Raw genomic sequence first — 12,118 nt, 5'->3', positions numbered from 1 at the left:
GGAATATGAAAAAAACATAAAGGGTAAACCATACCCAAAATTTATATTAATACAACCAATCACGTTCATGTTTCGGTGGTTAATATCATTATTTATAAGGAAAAAACATGAAAAATATAAAAACCAAAAAATCTAAGCGTTTATTTAAAAAAATTAAATCGACCTTAATTAAGTTAATTTTCGAAGGATATAAAACAGAAACCGCTCACTATAATAAATAGAAAGGATAATTTTAACTTCAAAACTAACTATCTAATTAGAGAATATATATGGTTTTTATATTAAAAATTGCTGCGACAATAGCGATATTGGCGCAGCTTTATTCTTTTTCAAAATAGACCTTATTATTTTTTTGCAGATTCTTTTAGTAATAATGCTCGCTTTCGATCGATCCCCCAGCGATATCCCGATAATCCACCATCCGTTCTCACTACTCGGTGACATGGAATCGCCACCGCTAGCATGTTTGCACCACATGCATTCGCCACTGCTCTAAACGATTTTGGTGTGCCCATTTTTTCCGCAATTTCACGATAACTCACCGTTTTTCCAGCGGGAATCGTTCTTAAAATTTGCCATACTCGCTGCTGAAATGCGGTTCCTCGAATATCCAAAGGAAGGTCAAAACCTATTTCTGGGGCTTCAATAAACCCAATAACTTTAGAAACCACTTGATCGAATGCTTTATTTCCACCAATCAACTGAGCATGGGGAAATTTATCTTGTAAGTTATTTAGTAATTGCTCGGGATCATCTCCGAATAAAATTGCACAAATGCCTATCGGACTTTGTGCAACAAGTACATTGCCCAGCGAACAGACCGCCAGCGCAAAATAGATTTGGCTCCCTTCACCACCAGATTTCCATGCTGTCGGCGTCATCCCCAATCGCGAATTAGCTGTTTCATAAAAACGACTGTTCGAATGAAAACCCGCATCATAAATAGCGTCAGTGATCCGTTCATTTTCCTGTAATTGTGCTTGTACTTTTTGATGAAGATAAGCATCACGATAGGCTTTTGGTGTTAATCCCGTTTGCGATTTAAATAACCGATGAAAATGAAACGGGCTTATTCCGACATAATCAGCTAACTCAGCCAATGTATATTTCTGGGTGTTTTGCTCAATATACCGACAAGCAAGCTCAATTTTTTCTTGATAAAACTGAGCTTGCTGTGACATTTCATGACGACGACGTTTTCCAGAATGAAATCCATGCGCTATCGCTTGCTGCTCATTATCAAAAAACAGCACGTTATCTCTCTTCGGTAGTCGTCCCGCTGCGGATGGATGGTTATAAAGTTTCGATGTTTTCACACCATACACAAAATAACCATCTGCGGATTTATCTCGTAGTTTCAGTGCATTCCAGCGCTGCTCATCTGTGACCCATTGATTTTTCGTCGACATATATTTAACCCTTTACTGATTTCACCGTGATCAGTATCTCTGGTTATTATATGTCGAACACTCCAAACCTTGCTTTTTAATTCGCGCTACACATTACGCCCTGCGTTTGTGTTTCGCTATTTTTCCGGCGTACGATCAGCAAAATCACTATAAACCCGACTATTGCTAATAATGCGCCCATAAAACTCATCGTCGTGTAACTGTAACCATGGGATAAAATCGCCGCACCGACAGCCGCCCCAATGGCATTTCCCAAATTAAATGCACCAATATTCACCGAAGATGCTAGCGCTTGAGCACCAACAGCCGCATTCATCACTAATATTTGAATGGGTGGAACGAGTGCAAAGCTGACAATACTCCAGAATAATAAACCAATAGTAGCCCCAGCGATATTTGTCGCAATAAATGGGAATATCACCATGCTTATTGCCGATAATACAAATAAGGTTAATAAGGTTGGATATAAGTTTTTATCCGCAAAATAACCACCGAGATAATTACCAATACTAAAACCAACGCCAATGACCATTAACATCATTGTAATTGTCTGGTCTGCAGCCTGAATAAAATTCATCAACATTGGCGTTATAAACGTATACAAGGTAAACATTGCACTTGCTCCGAGTACCGTCGATAACATACCTAACATCACTAATGGGCGTCTTAAAATACGCAATTCATTTTTAACGTTAACCTGGCTACCTTGTAAACGCGCAGGAATAGCAAAAATTAAACTGGCGATCGTGAGCAATCCAATACCCGAAATTAAATAGAATGCCTCACGCCAGCCGATTAATTGCGTTATTTTAGTAACTAATGGAACGCCACCAATACCCGCGATGGTCAGCCCCATAAACATTGCCGCAATCGCACTCGCTTGTTTACCAGCGGGTACCACACTAGCCGCAACAATGGCACCTAAACCAAAAAATGCTCCGTGATTTAGGCTAGTAATCAACCTTGAAAGTGACAGCGTCACCAAGTTAGGCGCTAAACCTGATAATAAATTCCCCACCGTGAAAATCGCCATTAAAAAAACCAACGCAACCTTTGGGCGCTTGCTCACTAATAATAGCGTCATGATAGGTGCTCCAATCATCACCCCCAGCGCATAAATCACCACAATCGCACCGACAGAAGGAATGCTTTCATTAAGATTTTCAGCGATATAGGGAAGCATTCCCATCGGAGAAAATTCGGTAATACCAATGGCGAATGCTCCAACGGATAACGCGAGCAATGCTGTGTTTATTCTCATTTTTATGCCTTATAAACCAATCTCAATTGACCGGCGGCAATTCTTCCATATTGAAAGCGGTTGAAAAACCCATTATGGTGAGAATAACTTTTGCGGGAAATGCAATAATGAAAATTACATTAGAAGAGCTCCAAACATTTATCAGCGTAGTCGATTATGGCTCTATTACAGCGGCAGCCGATCAGCAATGTATGACGATATCCACCGTTAGTCGCGCATTATTGCGTTTAGAAGAGAAAGTCAAAACCACGCTACTTTACCGAACCACTCGCGCCATCAAACTCAGTGATGAAGGTGCCGCATTTTTGCAAAAAGCGCGAGAAATAGTCCGACTAGCACAAGAAGCCGAAGATTTGCTATCCGCTCGCCAATCGATTCCATCAGGTAAACTACGCATTGATGCTTCAACCCCATTTTTAACCCATGTAATCGCTCCACTGATCCCTCTATTTTATGAACGATATCCCCAAGTTGAGTTAGAAATAAATAACTATGAAGGTGTGACAAACCTATTAGAGAAAAAAACGGATGTCGCGTTTAGAATTGGCATGTTAAAGGATTCTTCACTCAGTGCAACCCTATTGGGTTATACCCAAAAAAGGCTAGTTGCTAGCCCCGCGTACTTAGAAAAATATGGAATACCGGAAACGATAGAAGATCTCCATAAGCATTGTTTGCTTGGTTTCACAACGCCAGAGTCATTAAATTATTGGCCACTCAAAAACGCCGATGGCAGCTTACTCAAAATTACCCCCCATATCGCCTGCGCCAGTGGTGAAGTACTCCATCATTTAGCGCTGCAAGGAACGGGCATTCTCTCTTCTTCCGACTTTGTAAGCTTAGATGCTTTTGCCAATGGCGGACTCGTGAAGGTGCTCGAACAAAAAACCATAACAATGAAACAGCCGATTAATGCTGTCTATTATCGCAACCAAGCTGTTTCACCAAGGCTACGCTGCTTTATTGATTTTATTAAAAAGCATTCGACAAAAATCGACCCGAGTTAATTCTTATTCACTCTTTTTCTAAACTCACTTAATGTCGCACCAGTATGCCGCTTAAAATAGCGGCATAAATACGAGGTGTCTTCAAAATTTAACTCATCAGCAATACTCTGAATGGTGAACGTTCCTCTCTCTAACAGAGCTTTAATTTCTAAAACCACTTGCCTATCAATCAGTGCCTTAGGCGGATCGTTGAAGAAGTCCTTCACAATTTGCGATAAATAAAACGGTGTAATCGAAAGTTGATTCGCATAGAACTTAACCTCTCTTTGTTGTTTACAATGCTGGGTTATTAATGCCCAAAATTGCCAACATAATTGTGATTTACGGCTACGTTCATCTGAAAAATGGGACTGTGTATGATTGACCTGATTGGCAATTTCTAAAAATAGATTTTGTAAATGTTGGCGTAATTGTAATTTCCCATACTCCGCGCGTTCTTGTTGGTAATATAAAAATAGCTGATACCAATGTGAAAATAGTGTGGATTGTGCCGATGACATCGATAAACGTGGTTGAAAATTGAAATAGGCAAACAATGAATTAGGTAAAACAAATGCAATATCTGTGGCAAATGTCTTATCAATATGGATGTAATCTACAATAAAATTCCGAGAACGCTTCTGTAACATAACAAAAGTGTCATCATACAAAACAAAGAGTTCATTTTTGCGTAAGGCATAACGCTTAAAATTAATATTGAAAATCCCAGCCCCTTGCCTACAAATACATAGCGTCACATAGTCTGGAGACAATACTGTATTTTGCAATTCTTTCAGTGTCGTCGAGCCGATGCTGACTACCCCTTCCCATACAGATTGATGCTGCTCTTTCATGTTCAACACACTCACATTTCATTCATGCCATTAGCTTTATTAACTTATTCTACCTCGTTTTTTTAAAATGTCAGTTTTCATAAGTACCCAAAATGCCGAGGTTAAACTATTAAAAAAAGCAAATAAATACCTAAAATAGATGGCGTACTATCAATGCAATGAAGAGAAAATAACATGATTTTATATACACAAAGGCTAATTTTACGCCCTTGGCATATTACTGACGCGGCAGACCTTTATCATTATGCAAAAGATGAACGTATCGGCCCTATTGCAGGCTGGCCACCTCACCAGAGCGTCGAAGAAAGTGCGAAAATTATTCAATCCATTTTTATGCGCGATGGTGTATTCGCTGTTGCACTAAAAGAAGATAACAAAGCCATTGGCTTGATTGGTTTATCTATCGGAAAAGAGAGTAATTTTCCAATTGGGGATAACGATGCGGAAGTGAGTTATTGGATAGGTGTACCATTTTGGGGAAAAGGGTTTATTCCTGAAGCTATCAGAGAAATCATGCGACATGGATTTAAAAACCTCAAATTGGATAATCTATGGTGCGGTTATTTCCAAGGCAATCAACAATCTAAAATTGCTCAAGAAAAATGCGGTTTCCAATATTACGCAACATTAGCCCCACAATTTATTGAGCTTATTGGCGAGACAAAGACTGAAGAAATTAGCCGTATCACTTATCAGCAGTGGCAATCACAAGCTTAATAACCCTTACTACGCTATCTCAAAAAGATAGCGTACCCTTCAATACCATAATCTTGCAGTTTATCTGACTTTCAGCATGGATTTTGTAACAATCTACTGCAACATAATGAAAATATCCGACAGCCTACTTCTATCAATGCTATGATTTCCTGATATTTATAAACTACACGTCATACAATAAAAATATCCAAGGTAAACACATGCACGACTATGGTATTTGGACAATTATCACGCCAATTGTCACTATCCTTTTAGCTATTCTCACTCGCCAGGTGATGCTTTCATTAATGCTCGGCATTTTAGTCGGTTTTACCGTCATTAATGACCACAATGTATTACTCGGTATTCGCGGAACTGTGGATGGCATCATCGATACATTTTCTTCCGCCGGCAACACTCGCACCATCGTCTTTATGGTCATGATTGGTGGGATCATGCGCCTAGTCGTCGTCACGGGCGGTGTCCGGGCATTAGTTCAGTTACTGACAAATAAAACAAAATTAATTAAGAATAGAACGGCAACACAATTACTCGCCATTGTCATCACTGCCTTAATTTTTATTGAGAGTTCCATTAACCAATTAGTTGCGGGAGCATCCACTAAAAATTTAGCCAGACAATATGGCGTTGCCCCAGAAAAGATGTCCTATCTTATTCAAACTGCCTGCGTTTCTGTCTGTTCATCCGCCATTATAAATGGTTGGGGTGCGGTGATTATGGGACTCATTGGTGTACAAATTTCCCAAGGTCTTATTTCGGGTGAACCCTTCGATATTTTAATTAAATCTATCGGCTACAACTTAATGGCATGGCTATCATTGGCCACCATTTTATTCTATGTGTTCACCAATATTTCATGGGGACCAATGAAAAAAGCCGAAATGAAGTATCAAGAAAATTTCATGGCAGGAAAATTAGCCGAATCTTCACGTAAAAATGAAGAGGAAGAGATTATTGAACATCCAAATGCCCATTCAGCCTTGAACTTTTTCATCCCAATTCTTTCGACTGTTTTAATGGTTCCTGTGGCCTTATATATCACTGGTGATGGGGATTTCAGTAAAGGGAGCGGCTCAACGTCCGTTTATTGGGGCGTTATGTTCGGTACCGCAATTTCTTTTTGTTGGTTTATCGGAAGAAGGCTATTAAATATTGATAGCTTCTTTAAAGAGCTATTTATTGGCTATGCTAGCATGTTAAAAATCAGCTCCATCATGATTTTAGCTTTCCTGATGGGAAATGTATCTTCTGAACTGAATACGGGTGCTTATATTGCTGAAGTCACTCAAGGCATTATGGCGCCTGGATTCTCTATCGGCTTTATCTTTATTATTAGCGCCATTATGTCTCTGGCTACGGGTACCTCATGGGGAACCTTTGCCATTATGATTCCGATTGGTGTCCAATTAGGATTATCTGTCGGTATGCCAATTGAATATATGATTGGCGCAGCCATTTCAGGATCTATTTTCGGCGACATGACCTCACCTATTTCTGCGGATGCCATTGTTGCCTCTATGGCTACTGATTGTGATCATATTGAACATATTCGTACTCAAATGCCTTATGCATTAGTAACAGCAAGCTTCGTACTTGCCATTTATCTCTATTTAGGTTTTACCAATTAATACAGGGGAATTTAGATGTCTCTTCAACAAAAATTAACTCAATTCGCAAAAGTTGACTTGCTTAAAGCATCGACCCCATTGAATCGACTCGATAATTTATCGCGTTTATATGGTCGAGAAATCTACATTAAACGCGATGATATGACGCCGTTAGCAATGGGCGGAAATAAGCTACGCAAACTTGAATTTTTAATGGCGGATGCCTTAGCCCAAAATGCAAAGATTATCGTGACAGCGGGCGCGATTCAATCAAATCATGTTCGTCAAACTGCTGCGGTAGCGGCAATGTACGGACTAAAATGTGTCGCTTTATTAGAAAATCCTATTCAAAGTGAAGACAGCAATTTCCTGCATAATGGCAATAAACTCCTCACCGATTTATTTGGTACTCAATGCGTCATGTGTGACGAATTAACCGATCCACAAGCACAAATGGCAGAGTTAATTAAATCGTTAGACTTGCAAGATGCTTATATCGTCCCTGTCGGCGGTTCCAACGGTCTGGGCGCATTAGGTTATGTTCAATGTGCGATTGAAATTGCTCAACAAAAACCGACCAATATTGAATTTGATAAAGTGATTGTGGCTTCTGGCAGTGCCGGAACTCACGCTGGCTTAGCGATTGGCTTACAAGAATTACTCCCTACTTCACAACTCATTGGTGTCACCGTTTCTCGTAAACAGCAAGATCAGGCACCAAAAGTTGAAAAACTGCAAAATGAATTAGCAGAATTACTGCAAATTAAAAAAACACCAGACATTACACTTTGGGATGATTTCTTCGCACCAATGTATGGTATGCCAAACCGCGGTGGTTTAGATGCAATAGCGCTATTAGCTCAAAAAGAAGGGATCCTTCTTGACCCAGTTTATACAGGAAAAGCCATGGCGGGTTTGATTGATTATTTAGACAATTCTTCTGAAAGAACGCCTGTATTATTTGTCCATACTGGCGGTGCTCAAGCCCTTTTCGCCTATTCAGAAATTAACAAAACCATTAAATAATAAATATCGCTCTATGGAGTCAGTTATTTCCATAGAGCGCCTATTTTATACTCTCGATTTATTCGTTACCCATAACCCGAAGATAACCACTATCCCACCCAATAATGCAGAGAATGTAATTTCCTCATTTAAAAACAGCGTTCCTATTATTACCGCCGTCAACGGATTAAGTGCAATGAATGACCCGGCTCCCGCGGCACCTAACTGATCAACACCTTGGTAATACCAAATATAAGCCAGTGCTGAGCCTAATACGCCAAGGTATAACAGACTCATAACATCGATATTTGTTAAGTGTGTAATTGCGCTAAGCGTTAATTGCCCCATGATACTTGACGTGATAACCAATAATGCAGTTCCTAATAGCACGGCATAAGCGACCGTATGTATAGCGCCAATTTCACGGATGACATTTTTACCTACAACGGTATAAATCCCCCAACTCACGACACAACCTAATATGGCAAGATCACCTTGGTTTGTTAAAAACCCACTCACATCTGACGTCTTTGCTGATAACAATATTGTTGCCCCTAATACACAACAACCAATACCCACACCTTTAATTTTCGTGATTTTTTCTCGCCATAATAAATAGGAAATTAAGGCAATCATCGCAGGATTAATTGCTACTAACAGTGCCGCTCGAGATGCAGGAATAAGCTGTAGCCCATAGAAAAAAAAGACTTGGTAGATAAATACACCGCTACATCCCAACAAGAGAATTTGAAAAAACTGACGCGAATTCACTTTTACCCAACCAATACGAGTGCAGCTCAGTAAAATAAGCAATGCAACACTCGCAAAAATAAAGCGAAGCGTCGCTGAAAATAATGGTGATATATCGGTTTGTAACACCCTACCAGCAATGAATGTTCCTCCCCATAATATCGAGACACAGATCATTTTTAGAACAACAATATTGACTGACTTTTGTCGAACCTGCCTTTTTGTTATTTTTAATTCCATTGCGATGTTTCCCCATCCAGATCAGATATTGTGCACTTTATTGACTCAATCATTCGATACAGATAAGGTATTTGTTATCCAAGATCATAATCAAATGAGTATTTACTCATGACACTAAGTCAACTGGAAATATTTACCCGTGTTGCTGAGCTAAAAAGTTTTACCTTGGCAGCAATGTCTTTGAATATTTCCCAATCAGCGGTTTCACATGCCATTAAATCCCTTGAAAAAGATTTCAATGTCAGTCTATTTACTCGGGAACAAAACCAAGTCACTCTGACCGAAATTGGTAACACACTGCTAAATCGCGCCCAACATATACTGAGCCTTCAAGAAGCAATGCGGCAAGAAGCGCTAGCGTCTAATGGATTAAAGAAAGGTGTTTTACGGATAGGATCTTTCGGCCCCGGATCTTCAACGGGTATTTTGCCTCCATTATTAAAGACCTTTCGTCAGCAATACCCAAGTATTGAAATTATTGTTGATGAGGGAGACGACGAGAGCGTGGCTCAATGGTTGCAAGAAAAGCGCATAGATATTGGTGTTGTGGTCCTGCCGGACGAACGCTTTGATACTTTTCCCATAAAACACGACCAATATGTGGCAATTTTGCCGCTAAACCACCCTTTGACTCAGTACGACGGAGTTACACTAAAACAATTGTGTGAGTACCCCTTCAACTTAACTCAAGCCGGTTCAGGTAAAATTGTGATGGGACTATTTTCTGCACAAAAGCTGACACCTAAAATTCAATTTAGAACCCGCCAGCTTCTTAGTACGTTTTCATTAGTTGCACGAAATGAAGCCGTATCGATTGTGGCTCAACTCGCCATCCCTGAAAATATTAACAACATCGTCGTGAAGCCATTAATTCCCCGCGTGACTCGGGATATTGCCTTTGCTGTTAATAATTACAGTGATGCGTCTCCGGCCACAAAAGCATTTATTAAACTAGTAAAAAGCCGTTATCGTGATTAAGCGTTTTCCGTTGTTAATCGGTAATGAATAACATACAAGCAATTTTCTGTTGGGTATATTTCACGAATTAAAGCTTTCAACGTTTCTAATGTCATCGCTTCTTGGGTCGCGTGATACTCTGAAATATCATCGTAGTTTAGTGGCTCAACAGATAGTATTTCAATGTTGGTATAGTACTCGCCAGTTTCTAACGCGTGGACTTTGACAACCGAGCCAGCTACATAATGACTCTCACTTTCATCACGAATGGTGATCACTTTTTCACCGGAAACAACCAGTGGTAATAAACGCTCAAAGAACGTGATGGTTTCGGGGATATTATTCACAGATATTCCTTAATCTTCTCTTAATTCAACAAATGCTATCCCATGTACCATAGTGACAGCAATCTCAATTTCCTCAATAGACTAGGAACGTTCAGTTAATTTATTAGGACACCATGAAATGATTCACAACGAAGCGTGTTTTTACTCATTAGAAGATATTTTTTGGTCTGCAATTTGCCTAAAGACGCATCATGTAGAACCAAATACGTTTGCCTATTTTACTGAGCTAAAAACTCCCGCTTTTAATTATATTTATTTGCATTCAGGAGCAACTATTGCTGGTTTTGAAGCGGCAAATACATTGTTTCAACAACAGTCAAAACCCTATATTTTAGTTGTTCACACCGATGAATTACTCAAGTTCTCAAATTGTATACAACAGCATGATCTTATTGATGATGGTGAATCAACAGCGATGGTGTTTGAACTTACGGAAAATGAATTCGAAACGGAAAATCAGTTACCAGATGGCTATCATGTAAAGCTTAGTAATCATAATCTCTCAGACTGGTCAAAACCGCTTATTACTGCGTTTCCTGTAGTCAATGAACTCGATTGCGATAATGATGAATCCATCATTGATGAATATATTCGCTATCATCAGCGCGCGTTGGACAAGCAAACCAATATCATGCATTTTGTCTTATTTAATCAGCAGGTCCCTGTATCATCACTGACACTCACGTTACACAATGATATTGCACGCTTAGATGATATTGGTACAGATATTGAATTCCAGAGACAAGGGCTTGCCACGGCATTGATTAAACATGCTTTACAGATTTGTCGTCAACATAGAATCAAGCAGTGTTATTTGGAAGCGTCTAGCGATGGTTTATCGGTTTATCAAAAACTAGGTTTTAAACCAATTTTTAAATATCACAGTTATATTTCAGAATAATATCCCAAAATGCCCAACTAAAAATTCTTTAGTTGGGCATCTATCCAACCTATTTTTTGATATTTAATTTTGTATACCAATCCTGAATATCGGCGATAACGACTGCGGTCTGATTATTGTCCTGACTGTCTTTAAAATAGTGATCTAATGTGGAATAAGTTTTATAGGTAATATTGGGGTTATTAATCTCATTCATCATTTTCTGTGAACCTTCCACATCCACATTAATATCGGTGAGCGTTTGGATCACTAAATGGGGTTTACAAACACCTTGAAGTAGTTTTTTATTATCTATCGTTAAGGCTTCATACCACCAATTTTGCCCATGATTGCTGGGAAATTGGTCATCGTCTAAATGATCATTCAAAACTGCATCTGCAAACTGGTTAAATCCTTCTATTGCACCTTGCGCTTCTTCAGCGGGTAAACTTTTATTAATGCTGTAAATCACATCATTAATAAAAAATTGTCCGCCACCATTTAGCGAAATAGCCGCATCAATAAAATTAACTTTAGATGCAATAATATTCGTGACTATCGCACCTTCACTACCCCCCAATAAAACAATATGCTGATACTGATTTTTTAACTGGTTCAGCACAGCAATATAGTTATCCACTCTCTCAAAATAAGAGTCATTTCTCATATATTCTACAGGGCAGTTCTCTTCTAAGTTATTTGGATCATCCAGTCCTACATCAGGTGTTAAGCCTGTTTTTTCTACTAAAAGCACATCACTATTAGGTAATACTCCCCTAAAATTCTTAATCATGTTTTGGTTATTCACGACACTTTTGCAGTCGGAACCTTGGATTAATACTAATAATTCTTTAGAGGGATTAGAGTCACTTTTAAGCAGGTAATAATGGATTTCTTTATCATCGTGTTTCAGTATTTGCCTATCAAAAGAATTTTCAGCTGATTCTGAAAACACTGAATAGCCGACTAAACTCAAGGCAATTAATATAAATTTTTGCATTACTTTAACGTAACCTCAGTCATCTTTTATTTTTCAAAAACAATACATTGAAGAATATAACGTTTACAACTCTATTTATCTTATTTACGTCACGCTATTTAGCAT

General features: G+C 38.9%; 12 protein-coding genes. 6 read left to right on the top strand and 6 right to left on the bottom strand.

Annotated elements, in window-relative coordinates:
- Positions 1 to 344: 344 nt before the first annotated feature.
- Both ada and ACY3ZI_RS10260 read right to left on the bottom strand, forming a co-directional pair.
- On the bottom strand, positions 345 to 1,409 hold the full coding sequence (ada, locus tag ACY3ZI_RS10265) for a bifunctional DNA-binding transcriptional regulator/O6-methylguanine-DNA methyltransferase Ada (protein WP_487375105.1): 1,065 nt from the start codon (positions 1,407 to 1,409) through the stop codon (positions 345 to 347).
- Between the two features lie 76 nt (positions 1,410 to 1,485).
- Positions 1,486 to 2,670, bottom strand: a complete 1,185-nt coding sequence (locus ACY3ZI_RS10260) for an MFS transporter (protein ID WP_211885583.1) — start codon at positions 2,668 to 2,670, stop codon at positions 1,486 to 1,488.
- Positions 2,671 to 2,777: 107 nt separating this feature from the next.
- Here ACY3ZI_RS10260 and ACY3ZI_RS10255 point away from each other — a divergent pair, with 107 nt between their 5' ends.
- Entirely contained in the window at positions 2,778 to 3,677 is a 900-nt protein-coding gene (locus tag ACY3ZI_RS10255; RefSeq protein WP_487375104.1) for a LysR substrate-binding domain-containing protein, read from the top strand.
- On the opposite strand, the gene ACY3ZI_RS10250 is transcribed toward ACY3ZI_RS10255, so the two are convergent.
- Positions 3,674 to 4,510, bottom strand: a complete 837-nt coding sequence (locus tag ACY3ZI_RS10250) for an AraC family transcriptional regulator (RefSeq protein ID WP_249215394.1) — start codon at positions 4,508 to 4,510, stop codon at positions 3,674 to 3,676. The two genes, ACY3ZI_RS10255 and ACY3ZI_RS10250, sit on opposite strands and share 4 nt — an antisense overlap.
- A 174-nt stretch (positions 4,511 to 4,684) precedes the next feature.
- Between ACY3ZI_RS10250 and ACY3ZI_RS10245 the strand changes: the two genes are divergently transcribed.
- The 3 genes from ACY3ZI_RS10245 to ACY3ZI_RS10235 all read left to right on the top strand — a co-directional run bounded on the left by ACY3ZI_RS10245 (position 4,685) and on the right by ACY3ZI_RS10235 (position 7,860).
- Positions 4,685 to 5,227: a GNAT family N-acetyltransferase gene (locus tag ACY3ZI_RS10245; RefSeq protein ID WP_211885571.1), complete on the top strand. Its 543-nt coding sequence runs from the start codon at positions 4,685 to 4,687 to the stop codon at positions 5,225 to 5,227.
- Between the two features lie 200 nt (positions 5,228 to 5,427).
- Positions 5,428 to 6,855 (top strand): Na+/H+ antiporter NhaC family protein, encoded by a 1,428-nt coding sequence (locus ACY3ZI_RS10240; RefSeq protein ID WP_211885569.1) that lies wholly within the window; start codon positions 5,428 to 5,430, stop codon positions 6,853 to 6,855.
- 15 nt (positions 6,856 to 6,870) lie between these two features.
- Positions 6,871 to 7,860 (top strand): D-cysteine desulfhydrase, encoded by a 990-nt coding sequence (locus ACY3ZI_RS10235; protein WP_211885567.1) that lies wholly within the window; start codon positions 6,871 to 6,873, stop codon positions 7,858 to 7,860.
- Between the two features lie 45 nt (positions 7,861 to 7,905).
- Here the strand turns inward: ACY3ZI_RS10235 and ACY3ZI_RS10230 are convergent, their stop codons facing one another.
- Positions 7,906 to 8,829 (bottom strand): DMT family transporter, encoded by a 924-nt coding sequence (locus ACY3ZI_RS10230; RefSeq protein ID WP_211885565.1) that lies wholly within the window; start codon positions 8,827 to 8,829, stop codon positions 7,906 to 7,908.
- Positions 8,830 to 8,937: 108 nt separating this feature from the next.
- Between ACY3ZI_RS10230 and ACY3ZI_RS10225 the strand changes: the two genes are divergently transcribed.
- Positions 8,938 to 9,807, top strand: a complete 870-nt coding sequence (locus ACY3ZI_RS10225) for a LysR family transcriptional regulator (RefSeq protein ID WP_211885563.1) — start codon at positions 8,938 to 8,940, stop codon at positions 9,805 to 9,807.
- Here the strand turns inward: ACY3ZI_RS10225 and yqfB are convergent.
- The gene (yqfB, locus tag ACY3ZI_RS10220) at positions 9,804 to 10,133 is read right to left on the bottom strand and encodes a N(4)-acetylcytidine aminohydrolase (RefSeq protein WP_211885561.1); all 330 of its coding nucleotides are present in this window, start codon (positions 10,131 to 10,133) and stop codon (positions 9,804 to 9,806) included. The two genes, ACY3ZI_RS10225 and yqfB, sit on opposite strands and share 4 nt — an antisense overlap.
- 118 nt (positions 10,134 to 10,251) lie before the next feature.
- Here yqfB and ACY3ZI_RS10215 point away from each other — a divergent pair, with 118 nt between their 5' ends.
- The gene (locus ACY3ZI_RS10215) at positions 10,252 to 11,034 is read left to right on the top strand and encodes a GNAT family N-acetyltransferase (RefSeq protein ID WP_211885555.1); all 783 of its coding nucleotides are present in this window, start codon (positions 10,252 to 10,254) and stop codon (positions 11,032 to 11,034) included.
- Positions 11,035 to 11,083: 49 nt separating this feature from the next.
- On the opposite strand, the gene ACY3ZI_RS10210 is transcribed toward ACY3ZI_RS10215, so the two are convergent.
- On the bottom strand, positions 11,084 to 12,013 hold the full coding sequence (locus ACY3ZI_RS10210) for an acyl-CoA thioester hydrolase/BAAT C-terminal domain-containing protein (protein WP_211885554.1): 930 nt from the start codon (positions 12,011 to 12,013) through the stop codon (positions 11,084 to 11,086).
- Positions 12,014 to 12,118 lie beyond the last annotated feature (105 nt).

It is taken from the genome of Providencia sp. LY12 (genome assembly GCF_057621555.1).
This window is presented reverse-complemented; position numbering and strand designations above follow the sequence as displayed.